17 protein-coding genes are annotated in these 14,976 nt (G+C 57.9%); 13 read left to right on the top strand and 4 right to left on the bottom strand.

Features of this window, described 5'->3' with window-relative positions:
- Window positions 1-20: 20 nt before the first annotated feature.
- The gene (locus tag ACIPSK_RS14120) at window positions 21-560 is read left to right on the top strand and encodes a gluconokinase (RefSeq protein ID WP_162119482.1); all 540 of its coding nucleotides are present in this window, start codon (window positions 21-23) and stop codon (window positions 558-560) included.
- On the opposite strand, the gene ACIPSK_RS14115 is transcribed toward ACIPSK_RS14120, so the two are convergent.
- From ACIPSK_RS14115 to ACIPSK_RS14105, 3 genes are all read right to left on the bottom strand, one after another.
- Window positions 550-1,797, bottom strand: coding sequence for an NAD(P)/FAD-dependent oxidoreductase (locus tag ACIPSK_RS14115; RefSeq protein ID WP_162119483.1), 1,248 nt, complete (start codon window positions 1,795-1,797; stop codon window positions 550-552). The two genes, ACIPSK_RS14120 and ACIPSK_RS14115, sit on opposite strands and share 11 nt — an antisense overlap.
- Before the next feature lie 76 nt (window positions 1,798-1,873).
- A complete protein-coding gene (locus tag ACIPSK_RS14110) occupies window positions 1,874-2,377 on the bottom strand; it encodes an isoprenylcysteine carboxyl methyltransferase family protein (RefSeq protein ID WP_162119484.1) in 504 nt (167 codons plus the stop codon).
- Window positions 2,374-3,426 carry a type III polyketide synthase gene (locus ACIPSK_RS14105; RefSeq protein ID WP_162119485.1) on the bottom strand — a complete coding sequence of 351 codons (1,053 nt, stop codon included), beginning with the start codon at window positions 3,424-3,426 and terminating at the stop codon, window positions 2,374-2,376. The genes ACIPSK_RS14110 and ACIPSK_RS14105 overlap by 4 nt, the downstream gene beginning before the upstream one ends.
- Window positions 3,427-3,597: 171 nt before the next feature.
- On the opposite strand from ACIPSK_RS14105, the gene ACIPSK_RS14100 reads away from it, so the two are divergent.
- The 3 genes from ACIPSK_RS14100 to ACIPSK_RS14090 are packed head-to-tail and all read left to right on the top strand — an operon-like array spanning window position 3,598 to window position 5,587.
- The gene (locus ACIPSK_RS14100; RefSeq protein ID WP_017967117.1) at window positions 3,598-4,134 is read left to right on the top strand and encodes a tetratricopeptide repeat protein; all 537 of its coding nucleotides are present in this window, start codon (window positions 3,598-3,600) and stop codon (window positions 4,132-4,134) included.
- A 47-nt stretch (window positions 4,135-4,181) separates the two neighbouring features.
- Window positions 4,182-4,787, top strand: a complete 606-nt coding sequence (locus ACIPSK_RS14095) for an RNA polymerase sigma factor (RefSeq protein ID WP_162119486.1) — start codon at window positions 4,182-4,184, stop codon at window positions 4,785-4,787.
- The gene (locus tag ACIPSK_RS14090; protein WP_162119487.1) at window positions 4,784-5,587 is read left to right on the top strand and encodes an anti-sigma factor family protein; all 804 of its coding nucleotides are present in this window, start codon (window positions 4,784-4,786) and stop codon (window positions 5,585-5,587) included. The genes ACIPSK_RS14095 and ACIPSK_RS14090 overlap by 4 nt, the downstream gene beginning before the upstream one ends.
- A 40-nt stretch (window positions 5,588-5,627) precedes the next feature.
- Here ACIPSK_RS14090 and ACIPSK_RS14085 read toward each other — a convergent pair whose 3' ends face one another.
- The gene (locus tag ACIPSK_RS14085) at window positions 5,628-6,416 is read right to left on the bottom strand and encodes a glycosyltransferase family 2 protein (protein WP_162119488.1); all 789 of its coding nucleotides are present in this window, start codon (window positions 6,414-6,416) and stop codon (window positions 5,628-5,630) included.
- 250 nt (window positions 6,417-6,666) lie between these two features.
- Between ACIPSK_RS14085 and rfbA the strand changes: the two genes are divergently transcribed.
- The 9 genes from rfbA to ACIPSK_RS14040 are packed head-to-tail and all read left to right on the top strand — an operon-like array spanning window position 6,667 to window position 14,872.
- The gene (gene rfbA / locus ACIPSK_RS14080; RefSeq protein ID WP_162119489.1) at window positions 6,667-7,578 is read left to right on the top strand and encodes a glucose-1-phosphate thymidylyltransferase RfbA; all 912 of its coding nucleotides are present in this window, start codon (window positions 6,667-6,669) and stop codon (window positions 7,576-7,578) included.
- A gap of 24 nt (window positions 7,579-7,602) precedes the next feature.
- Entirely contained in the window at window positions 7,603-7,977 is a 375-nt protein-coding gene (locus tag ACIPSK_RS14075; RefSeq protein WP_162119490.1) for a sugar 3,4-ketoisomerase, read from the top strand.
- Window position 7,978: 1 nt separating this feature from the next.
- Window positions 7,979-9,085, top strand: a complete 1,107-nt coding sequence (locus ACIPSK_RS14070) for a DegT/DnrJ/EryC1/StrS family aminotransferase (protein WP_162119498.1) — start codon at window positions 7,979-7,981, stop codon at window positions 9,083-9,085.
- Window positions 9,082-9,960, top strand: a complete 879-nt coding sequence (locus ACIPSK_RS14065) for an ABC transporter permease (RefSeq protein WP_162119491.1) — start codon at window positions 9,082-9,084, stop codon at window positions 9,958-9,960. The genes ACIPSK_RS14070 and ACIPSK_RS14065 overlap by 4 nt, the downstream gene beginning before the upstream one ends.
- Entirely contained in the window at window positions 9,960-11,279 is a 1,320-nt protein-coding gene (locus ACIPSK_RS14060; protein WP_162119492.1) for an ABC transporter ATP-binding protein, read from the top strand. The genes ACIPSK_RS14065 and ACIPSK_RS14060 overlap by 1 nt, the downstream gene beginning before the upstream one ends.
- Window positions 11,276-12,256 carry an NAD-dependent 4,6-dehydratase LegB gene (locus ACIPSK_RS14055; RefSeq protein WP_162119493.1) on the top strand — a complete coding sequence of 327 codons (981 nt, stop codon included), beginning with the start codon at window positions 11,276-11,278 and terminating at the stop codon, window positions 12,254-12,256. The genes ACIPSK_RS14060 and ACIPSK_RS14055 overlap by 4 nt, the downstream gene beginning before the upstream one ends.
- Window positions 12,249-12,962: a sugar phosphate nucleotidyltransferase gene (locus ACIPSK_RS14050; protein WP_162119494.1), complete on the top strand. Its 714-nt coding sequence runs from the start codon at window positions 12,249-12,251 to the stop codon at window positions 12,960-12,962. The genes ACIPSK_RS14055 and ACIPSK_RS14050 overlap by 8 nt, the downstream gene beginning before the upstream one ends.
- The gene (locus ACIPSK_RS14045; protein ID WP_162119495.1) at window positions 12,955-13,800 is read left to right on the top strand and encodes an NAD-dependent epimerase/dehydratase family protein; all 846 of its coding nucleotides are present in this window, start codon (window positions 12,955-12,957) and stop codon (window positions 13,798-13,800) included. Before ACIPSK_RS14050 ends, ACIPSK_RS14045 begins: the two co-directional genes overlap by 8 nt.
- A 1-nt stretch (window position 13,801) precedes the next feature.
- Window positions 13,802-14,872 (top strand): radical SAM/SPASM domain-containing protein, encoded by a 1,071-nt coding sequence (locus ACIPSK_RS14040; RefSeq protein ID WP_025393231.1) that lies wholly within the window; start codon window positions 13,802-13,804, stop codon window positions 14,870-14,872.
- Window positions 14,873-14,976: the final 104 nt, after the last annotated feature.

The raw sequence follows: 14,976 nt of genomic DNA, 5'->3' as shown, positions 1-14,976 counted from the left end.
AGATAAGCTGAGGAGCAAACATGCCGGATGAGCAGATGAACAGACCCCATGCGATCGTCGTCATGGGCGTCAGCGGCTGCGGCAAGTCCTCCGTCGGCGAAAAACTCGCCGAAGCGCTGCACCTGCAGTTTATAGAGGGCGATGCGCTTCATCCGGCCGCCAATGTCGAGAAGATGTCGAAGGGCATTCCGCTGACCGATGACGACCGGATGCCCTGGCTCGACCGCATCGGCGAAGAGATGAAGGCCTCGCTGGAAAAGAGCGAGGGCATCATCGTCTCCTGCTCGGCGCTGAAGCGTCTCTATCGCGACAGGCTCAGGGCTGCTGCCGGCGGCAATCTGCTCTTCGTCTATCTCGAAGGTTCCAGGGCGCTGCTGATGAAAAGGATGGGCGAGCGCAAGGGGCACTTCATGCCGGTCTCGCTGCTCGACAGCCAACTGGCGACGCTTGAGGTGCCCACAGGCGAGCCGGGCGTCGTCACTGTCGATATCGACGACACCGTGGACGGCATTGCAGCAACGGCCCTCGAAGGTCTCGCAACACTCGGCGTTACGGGCTGAAACGCTGCGGCGAATAGGCCGCGATATCGATGAACGGCGTCTCGCCGGTGATGAGTTCGGCAAGCACGCGGCCGGTCACCGGTCCGAGCGTCAGCCCGTGATGGGCATGGCCGAAGGCAAACCACAGGCCCTGATGACGCGGCGCCTTGCCGATGATCGGCATCATATCCGGCGTGCAGGGGCGCGCGCCCATCCAGGGTTCGGGATCGAGCCTGCCTCCGAGCGGGAAGATCGTGCGCGCCACGGCTTCGGCGCGGTCGAGCTGGACCGGCGTCTTCGGCGCGTCGAGCGTAGCAAACTCCGCCCCGGTCGTCAGGCGGATGCCGCGGTTCATCGGCGCAAGGAGGTAGCCGCGTTCGGCATCGAGCGTCCAGTTGTTGAGCACGGCATTGCCCTCGGCGGCATAGTGCATGTGATAGCCACGCTTGACGCCGAGCGGGAAGGAATAGCCGAGCCGGCGCGTCGCAACGGCCGCCCAGGGGCCGAGTGCCATCACAGCATCGTTGGCTTCGAGCGCACCTTCCGCGGTCATGATCTTCCAGCCGGAGCCGAACGGACCGAGCGAGGCGGCGTCGCCCGTGACGAACCGGCCGCCGATACTCTCGAAATAGCGGCGATAGGCCGATGTCAGCGCATGCGGATCGAGCACCGACCAGGGATCGCGCCAGCGAATACCGCCGGCGAAATCGCCGGTCATATGAGGTTCCATGCGGGCGATGTCGGCCGAGGTCAGGCTGTCGTACGCCACGTCGAATTCATTCCGCCAAAGTGCTGCCTCTGCGAAAGCCGCGTCGCGCTTGGCTTCAGTGCGGAAAATCTTTATCCAGCCGTCCTTGCGGATCAGCCCTTCGGCCTCCGACGCTTCGATCAGGTCCTTGTGCTCCACAATCGAATTTTCGATCAGCGGCGCATAGGCCCGGGTGATGATGGCGTGGCGCCGCGCATTGGAATTCCACCAGTAGCGGGCGAGAAACGCGATCTGACTCGGCAGCGTGCGCAGGTGATAATGCGCGTCGATGCGATTATTCAGCGCATAACGCAGCAAAATCCCGAGCTGCTGGGGAAAGCCGTAAGGTGCCACACCTTCGCGCTGGATCAGGCCGGCATTGCCGAAGGAGGTTTCGTTGCCCGGATCCTTGCGGTCGATCAGCGTCACCTGCCGGCCGCGCCGCTGAAGATGGATGGCCGTGGAAACCCCGACGATGCCGGCGCCGAGCACGATTGCGTTTTTCGTCATTTCCGCTTGCATTCCGCTTTGTCTAACGCGGTGAAAATGCCCGCGCCGATACCGCGACGCAAACGGAAAATCGCATTCATTTCAAAATCATTGCGCTTTTCAGTGCGGCATTTTCAGCCTTCACGCGGACATGGAGGATAAGCGCGTTGAAAAGGGAAAAGACGATCGCGTAAAGCGGCAGGCCGAAGGCGAGGGGAAGGACGGCGACTTCGCCGACGACGATCGCATAGTTCGGATGGCGGAGGAAGCGATAGGGCCCGGAGCTGACGAGCGGCGCACCGGGCAGGATGACGATACGCGTCGTCCAGCGGCCTTTCAGCGTCGCCAGCACCCAGAGCCGCAGCGCCTGCAACCCCATGAACACCAGAAACCAGAAGAGCGCGATCGGCCTGCCCGGTGCAGTGAGCCAAAGGCCGATAATCCAGCCTGCATGCAGCGCCACCATGACGGGATAATGCTCGGGTGCCACCTCTCTGGCGCCACCGGCAAGAAGCGCGGCCGTGTTGCGCCGGGCGAGCACGAGTTCCGCCAGCCGCTGCAGCGTCACGAATGCCAGAAGCGCGATCGACGGCCACATCATGCGGCCCTCCGCAGCGTCACGCAGCTGGCCGAAAAGCCCGGCCCCATGGCGATCATCGCCGAGCGCGCCGGCAACCCGGCGCGGATTGCCCGCTCCAGCACGAACAGAATGGTCGGCGAGGACATGTTGCCATATTCGGCAAGCACGGCGCGCTCGTGATCGAGCGTCCCCGGCAACAGCGAAAGCGCACTCTCCATCGCCGCCAGCACCTTGGTGCCGCCGGGATGGCAGATGAAGCGGTCGATATCCTCCACCTTCAACCTGTTGCGCGCCAGAATAGCCCCCACCGCCGGGCCAAGCTCCTTTTCGGCAAAGGGCGGCAGCGATTGCGCCAGTACGATGCCGAAGCCGCCGTCGTCTATCTTCCAGCCCATGATATCGAGCGTGTCGGGAAAGAGATGTTCGCCGGTCGATTCCACCTCCGCCAGCCCGTCTTCGCCTGATCGCAGCACGCAGGCGGCCGCGCCGTCGCCAAAAAGCGCTGTGGCGATAATGTTCGGCCGCGTCAACTCGTCCAGCCGGAAGGCGAGCGTGCAAAGCTCGATCGAGACGAAAAGCACGACAGCGCCCGGCCGGCCCCGCGCCAGCCGTGAGGCGATCGCAAAGCCTGATACGCCAGCCGCACAGCCGAGCCCGAAGATCGGCACGCGTTCGATATCGGGCCTGAAACCCATCCGGCCAGCTAGCTGCGCATCGAGGCTCGGTGTCGTAAAACCGGTGGAGGAGACGGTTACGACACAGTCGACATCGCCGGCCTCAAGCCCTGCCTGGCGAAGGGCCGAGCTGGCAGCCTCAACAAAAAGCCTGCCCGCCACCTCTGCAAAGGCCTGCATCCGGTCCTGCCAGCCATGTGGCTCGTCGAACCACGCAAGCGGCCGCGCCGCATGACGCTTTTCGATACCGGCGCTGTCGAAGACGCGGGCAAGATGCCGGAAATCCTCGAAGCGGTCGGCAAACAGGCGGGCAGAGGCTTCGACCGCCTGTCTTTGGAAAATGACATGTTCGGGTGTCGCAACGGCGAGGCTGACGAGTTTCACGGTCTCGGTCATGGTGTTCTCCTTGTCGTTCCCGGCGCAACGACTGAAAACACGCCTACGCCGAAATTATTCGGATCAGCGTGCTTCACGAAACCGTGATGAAAGAAATGCGAGGAGCAGCCGAATAAAGCCCTAAGCAGCGGTGTTCTCTCCTCGCAACGTCATTTCTAGAGGAGTTTCCCCATGACGATCACGCCAGCTCGCATCGCTTCCATCGTTCTCGGCGGCTGCCTTGTCGCTTCTGTTTTCTCCGGCCCGGTCTTTGCGATCGGCGATAACAGTAGCACAACGCCCACCTGCAAGAAGGGCGAGATCTACGACCAGAAGACCAAGAAATGCGTCAAGCAGCAGAGCGCCAACGTCTCGGACGAGAACCGCGCCGATTATGCCTATTCGCTGGCCAAGGCCGGTCGTTACGAAGAGGCGCTTGCCGTGCTCGACACCGTCAAGGACCAGAACACGGCGGAAGTTCTCAATTATCGCGGCTATGCCACCCGCAAGCTCGGCCGCACTGACGAAGGCATCTCCTACTACCTGCAATCGGTGAAGATGGACCCGCAATATGCCAAGGTCCGCGAATATCTCGGCGAAGCCTATGTCATCAAGGGCCAGCTCGATCTCGCCAAGGATCAGTTGAACACGATCAAGGCGATCTGCGGCACCGGTTGCGAGGAATATCAGGACTTGAACGCCGCGATCCTCGACCCTTCGAAGATCTGATCGGCCGGCCACGGGCGAGAATACGGAACCACGAATGGGATGTGAGAATGTCGGTCGCGCGCAGCATATTTCCTGCCTATAGTCGCGCGAGAATGGAATCGCCGGTTCATCCGGCGGTTCCGAGGGATGCAGGATTGGCGGAGGCGGCCATCGCGAGCGAAGCGGATATCAGAAGCGGCCTGACGGAAAATCTGGCAAGGCTCTGGCGTTATGGTCTCGTTCTCTCGCATCAGCGCGATGTCGCCGACGACCTGGTCCAGGCGACCTGCCTTCGCGCGCTGGAGCGCGCCGATCAGTTCATCCCCGGCACCCGGCTCGACCGCTGGTTGTTTTCGATCCTGCATTCAATCTGGCTGAACGAGATTCGCTCCCGCCGGGTGCGCCAGGGCCAGGGTTTCGTCGATGCCGGGGAGACGCTGACCTTCGACGGCGCACACGACACCGAAACGCATGTGATGGCCCATCAGGTGCTGAATCAGGTGAATGCGCTGCCTGAGGCGCAGAGGACGGTGGTTTTCCTCGCCTATGTGGAAGGACTTTCCTACCGCGAGGTTGCAGGCATACTGGATATCCCGATCGGAACCGTGATGAGCCGGCTGGCTGCTGCCCGCGCCAAGCTCTCCGGCGCCGGACCGGAAGGGGGACGGCAATGACCACGAAACACACCATTCCCTCCGACGAGGAGCTCACAGCCTTCATCGACGGCGAACTGACGGCCGAAGAGGCCGCGCGTATTGAAGCCATTGTGAACGAAGACGAGAGCGTCGCCGAACGGCTGGAATTCCTGGCGCGCGCCAGCCTGCCGTTCAAGCAGGCCTTCGCGCCGCTGCTGTCGGAAGCCCCGCGCGAGAAGCTGGAGACGATGCTTGCCGCCATCCCGGCGCAGCCGAGCGCAAGACCCGCCTCCACGCCCGCATTCGCCAGCCGTCGCCGCTTCCTCGGCGCGCTCGCCGCCTCGCTAATCGCCGGCATCGCGATCGACCGCGCCGTCATCGGCATCGGCAAAGGCTTCGCGGCAAAGGACGAAAACAGCGAATGGCGCGCCGTGGTCGCCGATTATATCTCGCTCTATACCGCGGAGACCCTGGCCGGCCCCGTTCCTGGCAGGGAGGACCAGGCCGCCCAGCTCGGCCCACTTGACGAAAAGCTCGGCCTCTCGCTCTCCCCCGAAGCCGTCTCGCTCCCGGGGATCGATTTCAAGCGTGCCCTGCTGCTGCAATATGACGGCAAGCCGCTTGCCCAGGTCGCCTATCTCGACCCCGAGACCGGCCCGATGGCGCTCTGCATCGTCCGCTCCGATGCCGGTCCCAAAGCGCCGGATCTCGAAAGCCGCAAGGGCATGAACGTCGTCTACTGGTCGAACGGCACGCACGCCTTCATGCTGATTGGCCATGCTGCGGCGGATCGGATGACGGCAATTGCGGAAGGGGTGCGGGGGAAAGTGGCGGTCTGACCCGCTATTGGCCCGGCCTGAAATCGGGGCTTGAATCCTGCTATCGATTTCGTTTCACGAACTGACCGAGGCGGTTCACAAGCTTCGATGCCCAGAACATGAGGGTCGAGACCCTTAAGCCGTGATCAGCAAGCGCACGCAGCACTTCCTCGTTCTGACGCGATATGTTCTGAATGTTTTTGTTTGTAGCGCCCCCCAAGCGCATCCTCACCAACACGCGGGGGATATAAAGGGTCCTGATGCGCGCGACTTCCAGAAATCGCATCATAAGTTCGACGTCGGCTGCCAGCCGATAACGCAGATCGAACGTCCCAAACCGTTCATAGATGCGACGCCGAACATAGAATGTAGGATGCGGCGGACACCAGCCGCGTCCAAAAGTACCGGATTCAAACGCACAGGATTTCCAATAACGGACCTTGCGATCGGGATGCTGGTTGGAAACATAGATGAGATCGCCATAGCAGCCATCATAGGCTTCATCGTCCAGCGCGGCCGCCACGGTTTCGAGGGAGTCGCTGCTCTCGAAAGTGTCGTCCGCATTCAAGAAGCCGATGATGTCGCCGCTCGCAAGGCCAATCCCCTTGTTCATGGCCTCATAGATACCTCCGTCCCGTCCCGAAACTACGCGGCGGTTGTCCGCCGGCGTCAAAGCGATGATGGCGAGCGTGGAATCGCTTGAGCCACCGTCAATGATGATGTGCTCGAAATCGCGGTAGGTTTGCGTGTCAATGGACCGCAACGTATCGGCAATGGTCTGCTCGGCGTTCCAGCAAACAGTGATGAGGCTTATCCGAGGAGTACGTGGATCGGCAGTGTCTGCAGCCATTTTGACGGGTGTCTTGCTTACATTCTAAGGGACGAAATCTGGCCAACCCGTAGCAGACGGAAAGGCGGCGTCGCAATCCAGTACTGCAGATTATCCTTGATCAATGCCCGATTGATACGCGATTAGGCCACTTCGCCTATCGGCAAGTGCATTGCATGCCCATCAATCTATCTGTAGTGAGCAGTGTCGAACGCGATCGTCATCACGATAGGCTCGTGAATGCGGATTTACCAAGGTTGCAGGAGGTCTCTTGTCTTCGAAGAAAAAGCTGCGCAAGGGCATCTTGCTCGCCGGTGGCTCGGGCACCCGGCTCCATCCCGCGACCCTTGCCATTTCAAAACAACTTCTTCCGGTTTTTGACAAACCGATGATCTACTATCCGCTGTCAACGCTGATGCTTGCAGGTATCCGAGATATCCTGATTATCTCTACGCCGCAGGACACCCCACGTTTTGAACAGCTGCTGGGTGACGGCGCCCAATGGGGGTTGAATCTTCAATATGCCGTGCAGGCCGCGCCGGACGGAATTCCCCAGGCATTCTCGATTGGCAGGGAATTCATCGGGCGAGAGGCAACGGCCCTCGTGTTGGGAGACAATATCTTTTACGGCAACCTCCTGACTCATGATTTATCCGCGGCTTCTGCGAGATCGGACGAAGCGACGATCTTCGCGTATAAAGTCCACGATCCCGAACGGTATGGCGTGGTGGAATTTGACGGTCAGGGCAAAGTCCTCACCCTGGAAGAAAAGCCATCCAGGCCCCGCTCTTCTTACGCTGTGACGGGCTTGTATTTCTACGACAATGACGTGGTCGACATTGCTGCCGGTTTGAAACCATCGCCGCGCGGCGAAACCGAAATTACCGATATCAATCGGCATTATTTGTCGGCCGGCAGGCTGAATGTTGCCGTTCTGGGGCGGGGGCATGCCTGGCTTGATACGGGCACGCATGATTCGCTCCTTGAAGCCAGTCAGTTCATTGCCACCATCGAGCGGCGCCAGGGGCTGAAGATTGCCTGCCCCGAAGAAATCGCCTTTCATTTGGAATACATAGATGCCGAGCAACTGTTAAGGCTGGCGGCTCCACTTGAAAAGAGCTCCTACGGTCGATACCTCATCAGCCTGGTAACGGAACCAGCTCCGCATTTCCCAACCGGCTGAACCGGCAAAACTGGAAAATCAATCTTGTCTGCTTTTACCCTACTTACGTTAAAGACCATGTCCGACGGACGAGGCGCGCTGACCGTCATGGACGGAATACTGCCATTTCCGGTCGTCCGGAGCTTCTGGATCTATGGAGCCGATGGATATACACGCGGTGGCCATCGTCATCACCAGACTCGACAGGCGTTGGTGGCGCTTTCGGGAAGTGTGATGATTTTGATGGACGATGGAAAAGCCCGAGAGGAAATTACCTTGTCGTCCCCGGACCAGTGCCTGCTAGTAGAGCCAAGGGACTGGCACGAAATGACCTTCGGCCCAGGTTCAATCCTGCTCGTTTTTGCCTCTCGCGGATATGATAAGGATGACTATATCGACACTCCCTATGAACGGCCCTGAGATGATTGAGTATGAAAGTCTTGCGCAGGCCAACCGCGCGCTGATGGAAGAGTTGGAGGCTGTTGCTTCTCGTATCATTCGTTCCGGGTGGTACATACTTGGGAATGAGGTCTCCTCATTCGAAGCTGAATTCGCCGCCTTTGCGGAAAGCAAACATTGCATCAGCGTGGCCAACGGTCTGGATGCTCTGATCCTGTCGATCGAAGCGCTCGACCTGCCGAAAGGCAGCGAGATCATGGTTGCCTCCAATACCTATATCGCGACTATTCTGGCAATTCTTCGCGCCGGCCACAAACCCGTTCTGGTGGAGCCCGAACGCGAAACCTTCAATATCGATCCGGAGCGCCTTCCTCCGGCGCTCACACGCCACACCCAGGCAATCTGTGTGACGCATCTATTCGGCAAAGCCTGCCGGATGACCGAGATCGCTTCGTTTGCAAGTGAGCATGGTCTCCAGGTGATTGAGGATTGCGCGCAGTCCCATGGCGCGCGCTATGACGGCAAGCTGACCGGCACCTTCGGAATTGCCGGCTGCTTCAGCTTCTATCCAACGAAGAATCTTGGTGCCTTGGGGGATGCGGGTGCGATCGTCACGGATGATGACGAATTTGCAGATCGCTTGAGGCACATGCGCAATTACGGCTCAAAGAAAAAATATGAGAACGTCTATATTGGCGTAAATTCCAGGCTTGATGAGATGCAGGCGGCATTCCTGCGGGTCAAGCTGCGTTACCTCGATCAGGTGACGGAACATAAGCGGGCATTGGCCGATATCTATTTCGCCAATCTGCCCAAATGGCTCGCGCAGCCGCTTCGTCGACCTGCCGAGTATGACGTGTTTCATATTTTCGGGATACGACACCCGGCCCGTGACGAATTGCGTCAGTGGCTGCTCGATAACGGGGTCAAGACCGAGATACATTATCCGATCGCGCCGCATAGGCAGAAGGCAATGCAAGGTATCCTTTCCGGCGATTATCCCATTGCCGATGAGCTGCATGCTACCGAGTTGAGCCTGCCTATTTCTGTGGGGCATAGCAACGATGAAATCGAGCGTGTCTGTAGACTTCTTGCGACGCTCCCGGAAAAGCTGAAGTTGGCGGCATGACAGAGCACCTGAAGGGATCGGCCTCGACACGTGAGGACGACGATTGGGATATCATTATCAAGCCTTCAAAGGGCAGTGCGCCGGATCTTGGCCTCGTCTGGCGATATCGCAATCTCATCTGGATGTTTTTCAAGCGAGATTTCACGACATTCTACAAACAAACTATTCTGGGCCCCGTCTGGTACATCATCCAGCCGTCGCTGACGGCGATGACCTATTATGTCGTGTTCGGAAAAATAGCCAATCTTTCCACGGATGGTCTTCCGCCTTTCCTGTTTTACATGTCGGGGACGATCGTCTGGAGCTATTTTTCTGCGTGTCTGACCAATAACTCTGAAGTCTTTTCCAAGAACGCCAATCTGTTCGGAAAAGTCTATTTCCCCAGGCTTGTGGTGCCACTGTCCGTTGCCATGAGTGGTCTTGTCGCATTTGCCATCCAATTCCTGCTCTTGCTGACGGTTGCCTTCGGGATCAAGATTGCGAACCCCGACCTGGTATTAAGCTATCGCTTCCTGTTTTTGACGCCATTGGTGCTGCTCTACATTGCCGTGCTGGGTACTGGTGCCGGACTGGTCGTTTCCGCTCTGACGGTCCGTTTTCGCGATCTCGTCTATGCCGTCGGATTTATGACGCAACTCTGGATGTACGCTACGCCGATCGTGTATCCATTCAGCCAGATCCCGGAACGATATCATTGGTTCTACTACATCAATCCAATGACGACACCGGTTCAGATCTTCCGTTGGGCGCTATTTGACGCTTCAGCTTTGCCCGTCACTCTCTGTCTTGCCAATCTAGCGGTGACCGTTGCGATCACGGTATGCGGGCTGGCACTTTTCTCGAGGGCGGAAGTGAACGCGATGGATACTGTCTGATGAACGACATCGTTATTCGAGCGGAACGCGTCAGCAAGCTGTATCGTCTCGGCGTGATCAATCATGGCACCCTTTATCGCGACCTGCAAAGCTGGTGGGCGAAGTGGCGAAATCTTCCGGATCCGAATATTTCTGTATCCGATTATGCCTCCGACAAGAGAAAGCAGTCGCGATTGAAGGGCGACATCTTTCATGCGCTTGATGATGTCTCCTTCGAAGTCGGGCACGGCGAGATCGTCGGAATTATCGGCAGGAACGGCGCCGGAAAATCTACGCTGCTGAAAGTAATGTCACGTATCACGATGCCCAATTCGGGTTTCATTGGTATACGGGGCAGAATTGCCAGCTTGCTTGAGGTCGGCACAGGATTTCATCCAGAGCTTACGGGTCGAGAGAACGTCTATCTCAACGGCGCCATCCTTGGCATGAGCCGCGCCGAGGTCAGATCTAAATTCGATGAGATCGTCGAATTTGCCGAAATTGGCGAATTTATCGACACTCCTGTGAAGCGATATTCATCTGGGATGTATGTGCGTCTGGCTTTCTCCGTCGCAGCGCATCTTGAGCCGGAGATTCTTCTCGTTGACGAGGTGCTGGCCGTCGGAGACGTCAACTTCCAGAACAAATGCATGGGGCGCATGCAGGAAGTCACGAAGGCCGGTCGAACGATTCTATTCGTAAGCCACAATATGACCGCCATAAGCAGCATCTGCCCGAAATCGATTCTAATGGCCGATGGCAAGGTCGCCGCGATAGGCGATACCGGAGATGTGATAAAGGCCTATCTCGATCGCCCGGAATTCGGCGGTACGGCAAGCTACTCGGTCAATCCCGAAGACGTCGACGGAAAGGCGATTATCTGCCGTGTCGCGGTCTTGAACGACAAGGATGAAGTTTCGGGAACACTGGAACTTTCGAAGGGATTCTCAGTCGAGGTCGAATACGAATTGAGGGAGCCTCTTTCCGGCCTATCGGTCGGGATGCAGATCAAGATGGAGGACGGCTACACCACGCTCGTCAGCCTATCCGATCCCGAACTCGACGTCGGACGCTTGAGTACCCGACCGGCCGGCTACTATCGAGCTCGCGTTAAATTTCCGGGGTTTCTTCTCAACACGGGCACCTTTTACCTGCGACTGGGCATATCGAGCCGGTTCTCGATCTATTCGGTCGCTGAAGGAATCCGGTTTGACGTGGAGGATAATGTCGGAATTATCCAGATGCTGGGCCAGCAACGGAAACCATCGATTTCGGCGATCCAATTGCCTTGGGAAGTGGAGAAGCTCTTCCTGCGCGATTCTGAGGGTGTTTTGAAATGAAGAGAGCGCTTGTCACTGGGGCAGATGGGTTTATCGGTTCTCATCTTGTTGAGACGCTGGTCAGGTCGGGTGTCGAAGTTCGTGCCCTCTGCCAGTACAATTCGTTCTCCAGCTGGGGTTGGCTTGACCAGTCTGAATACCGCGGCAAATTTGAGGTGATTCTCGGCGACGTCCGCGATCCAGCTCAGATGCGCACCATTGCCAAAGACGTGGATACGATATTTCACTTGGCCGCGCTTATCGCCATTCCCTACTCCTATCAGGCGCCGTCAAGTTACGTTGATACCAATATGCATGGCACGTTGAACGTGCTTCAGGGCGCTCTCGATGCAGGCGTTGGCCGTGTCATCCAGACCTCGACGAGCGAAGTCTACGGGACGGCGCGTTTTGTGCCGATCAGCGAAAGCCATCCCCTGCAGGCACAGTCGCCTTATTCGGCCTCCAAAATTGGCGCCGATGCGATCGCCTACAGCTATCATTCGAGCTTCGATCTGCCGGTGACGATCGCACGGCCCTTCAACACCTTCGGCCCGAGACAATCTGCAAGGGCGGTTATTCCGACTGTGATTTCGCAGCTTCTGAGTGGACGAACGACGCTGAAGCTTGGTGCGCTCTCGCCCACGCGGGATTTCAATTTCGTGCAGGATACATGCGACGGCTTTCTGGCACTCGCGGCCTGCGACGAAGCCATCGGACAGACGGTCAATATCGGCTCGGGCAGCGAGATATCGATCGGCGATACCGTCCAGTTGATCGCCGACATCATCGGCGTCAGCGTGGAGATCGAATGCGACGAACAGCGTTTGCGTCCGGCAAATAGCGAGGTGGAGCGTCTGTGCTGCGACAACAGCCTGATCAAGTCTCTGACAGGATTTTCGCCGCGTTATAGCTTGGAAGATGGTCTGAGAGCGACGATCGACTGGCTGCGTCAGCCGCAGAATCTGGCGAGATACAAGGCGGATATCTTCAATGTCTAGGCGCGCAGTCATTCTGGCGGGCGGAATGGGAACGCGGTTGCGGCCCTATACCGTCGTGCTTCCCAAGCCGCTAATGCCGATCGGCGACTATCCTATTCTTGAGGTGATCATTCGTCAGCTGATATCAGGCGGATTTCAGCATATAACACTTGCCGTCAACCACCAGGCCGAGCTGATCAAGGCTTTCTTCCAGGATGGCGACAAGTGGGGTGTACGCATCGACTATTCGCTCGAGGACGAGCCTCTTGGCACCATGGGGCCGCTGCGGCTGATAAAGGATCTGCCGGAGAATTTCCTGGTGATGAACGGCGACATCCTGACGGATCTCAACTATGCCGATTTTCATGATGCTCACGTCCGCGACGGGAATATATTCACGATCTCGTCCAAGACGCGTCAGCATCGCATAGACTATGGCGTTCTCGACACCGGCGAGGCTGGGCTGCTGACCGGTTTTCGAGAGAAGCCGACGGCCGAATACAAAGTCAGCATGGGCGTCTACATGGTGTCTTCGAGGGCCGTCGAGCACATACCACAAGGTGGTGCCTACGGCTTTGATCAGCTGATGCTTGATCTTCTTTCGGCCGGCAAGCCGGCCACGGTTCGAGATTTTGCAGGCTATTGGCTCGATATCGGACGGCCTGACGATTATGCCTTGGCGATCGAGCAGTTCGAATCCATGCGCTCTAGGTTCCTGAATGGTTGATGCCATCGTCACCGGTGCTGGCGGTTTTCTCGGGAGCCGTCTCGTCAGACGGCTCAAGGAGGCCGGTTTTGACGTGCTTGCGCTTGACCGAACACATGGAGATATTAGCGAAGAAAAGGTTTGGCAGGAGCTTCCCGCGGCGCGCACGCTGTTTCACCTTGCCGGCAGGACATTTGTTCCAGATAGCTGGAGCCAAGGACCGAGTTTCACGGCCGCCAACGTCCTCGGAACGCACCATGCTTTGAACTGGTGCAAGCGGCACAAGGCCAAACTCGTGTTCGCAAGCGCCTATGTTTACGGAGTGCCTGACCGGCTGCCGATCCGTGAAAGCGATCTGGTCAGGCCGAACAACCCTTACGCTCTTTCCAAACATCTTGCCGAACAGCTTTGTGAGTTCGCCGCCACGCACGAGCAGATACCGGTGGTGGTATTGCGTCTTTTCAATATATATGGCGCAGGGCAGCGCCCCGAATTTCTGATACCGACGCTTCTGAACCAGATACGGACCAAGCAGGAAATACAGGTCCTGGATCTCAATCCCCGGCGTGACTATATCTTCGTTGAAGACGTCCTGAGCGCCTTTACCAAGGCCATGGACGCCGTGGAAGGCTACCATTGCATCAATATCGGCTCCGGAATGTCGTATTCGGTGCAGGAAATAATCGACATCTTGCAAGAAGCTGCCGGCGCTGCTCTACCTGTGGTGTCATCTTGCACAGTTCGGCGGAATGAAATACCTGACGTGCGGGCCGATATCACGCGGGCTCGCACGGTTCTCGGATGGCGGCCGGAATGGGATCTGCCGGCCGGGATGCGCGCGATGATGAAGGAGTCGTAAATTGAACGAACGTTACGTTCCGATCAACAAGGGCAACTACTCGATGGACACGGACGAGCGCGAAGCCGCGTTCGATAAGTTCCGGGGCGAAGGGTGGGAAGCAGAATACGCGGATTACCGTCGCAAATGGTCGGAATATGCCCTGAACCAGCAGGTTTCGGACTATCCGCTGCTGGTCGATCTCGAGCTTGCGTCGATCTGCAATCTGCGCTGCCCGATGTGCTATACGATCAGCGACGAGTTCAAGAAAAGTGTGAACACGACGCGGATGGACTGGGATCTCTACTGCCGTATCATCGATGAGATCGGCGGCAAGGTTCCTGCGATCCGTCTGTCGCTGCGAGGCGAGGCCACGCTGCACAAGCGCTTCGCCGACTGTGTGCGCTATGCCAAGGACCATGGGATCAAGGAAGTCTCGACCCTCACGCACGGCTTCAAGCTCAACAGAGACTATTTCGCTCAGCTCGTCGATGCCGGCATCGACTGGATCACCGTTTCGATCGACGGCACCGGTGAGACCTACGAGAAAATCCGCAAGCCGATCAAGTTCGAGGCGCTACTCGACAAGATCAAGGACATCAAGAAGTACAAAGACGAGCGCGGGCTCCACCGTCCGGTCATTAAGGTGCAGGGCATCTGGCCGGCGATCAGGGAAAATCCGGATCTCTATTATGAAACTTTTGCGCCTCACGTGGATCTTGTCGCCTTCAACCCGCTGATCGACTACCTCGGGAACGATTCCGACGTTCAATATCTGGATAATTTCACCTGCCCACAGCAATACCAGCGCCTCGTTATCGGGGCCGACGGGCTTGTGATGAAGTGCTCGAACGACGAGGAAAATCGCGAAGTCATTGGTGACGCGACGACGGAGACGGTACACCAGATTTGGCACGGCGAAAAAATGAATGCAGTCCGCGCCTTGCACAAAGAACCGCAGGGCTTCTTGAAAAGCGAAGTATGCCGGCGATGCTACCTGCCTCGCCTGACGGATGACGAGCCGACCGAAATCTGCGGCCGGAAAGTGATTGTCCGAAATTACGTGGATCGGGCTCAGGAAATCGGAAAATAGAGAAGCAGCCGGGAGTCGTATACCGGTCATGTGCGGGATGACATCACACAGAACTGGACTGAGCTGTGTTACCGCTATTGGAACGCCGGCTGTATAGTGAATTG

Source organism: Rhizobium sp. LARHSG275 (assembly GCF_052871115.1).
This window is presented reverse-complemented; position numbering and strand designations above follow the sequence as displayed.

What these genes read in the sequence shown, in the direction of transcription:
- ACIPSK_RS14095 (WP_162119486.1), top strand. Translation starts at nt 4,182, where the DNA reads ATGTCGGTCGCGCGCAGCATATTTCCTGCCTATAGTCGCGCGAGAATG.
- ACIPSK_RS14050 (WP_162119494.1), top strand. Translation starts at nt 12,249, where the DNA reads ATGTCTAGGCGCGCAGTCATTCTGGCGGGCGGAATGGGAACGCGGTTG.
- ACIPSK_RS14110 (WP_162119484.1), bottom strand. Translation starts at nt 2,377, where the DNA reads ATGATGTGGCCGTCGATCGCGCTTCTGGCATTCGTGACGCTGCAGCGG.
- ACIPSK_RS14045 (WP_162119495.1), top strand. Translation starts at nt 12,955, where the DNA reads ATGGTTGATGCCATCGTCACCGGTGCTGGCGGTTTTCTCGGGAGCCGT.
- ACIPSK_RS14065 (WP_162119491.1), top strand. Translation starts at nt 9,082, where the DNA reads ATGACAGAGCACCTGAAGGGATCGGCCTCGACACGTGAGGACGACGAT.
- ACIPSK_RS14070 (WP_162119498.1), top strand. Translation starts at nt 7,979, where the DNA reads ATGATTGAGTATGAAAGTCTTGCGCAGGCCAACCGCGCGCTGATGGAA.
- ACIPSK_RS14105 (WP_162119485.1), bottom strand. Translation starts at nt 3,426, where the DNA reads ATGACCGAGACCGTGAAACTCGTCAGCCTCGCCGTTGCGACACCCGAA.
- ACIPSK_RS14100 (WP_017967117.1), top strand. Translation starts at nt 3,598, where the DNA reads ATGACGATCACGCCAGCTCGCATCGCTTCCATCGTTCTCGGCGGCTGC.
- ACIPSK_RS14085 (WP_162119488.1), bottom strand. Translation starts at nt 6,416, where the DNA reads ATGGCTGCAGACACTGCCGATCCACGTACTCCTCGGATAAGCCTCATC.
- ACIPSK_RS14115 (WP_162119483.1), bottom strand. Translation starts at nt 1,797, where the DNA reads ATGACGAAAAACGCAATCGTGCTCGGCGCCGGCATCGTCGGGGTTTCC.
- ACIPSK_RS14060 (WP_162119492.1), top strand. Translation starts at nt 9,960, where the DNA reads ATGAACGACATCGTTATTCGAGCGGAACGCGTCAGCAAGCTGTATCGT.
- ACIPSK_RS14120 (WP_162119482.1), top strand. Translation starts at nt 21, where the DNA reads ATGCCGGATGAGCAGATGAACAGACCCCATGCGATCGTCGTCATGGGC.
- ACIPSK_RS14090 (WP_162119487.1), top strand. Translation starts at nt 4,784, where the DNA reads ATGACCACGAAACACACCATTCCCTCCGACGAGGAGCTCACAGCCTTC.
- ACIPSK_RS14055 (WP_162119493.1), top strand. Translation starts at nt 11,276, where the DNA reads ATGAAGAGAGCGCTTGTCACTGGGGCAGATGGGTTTATCGGTTCTCAT.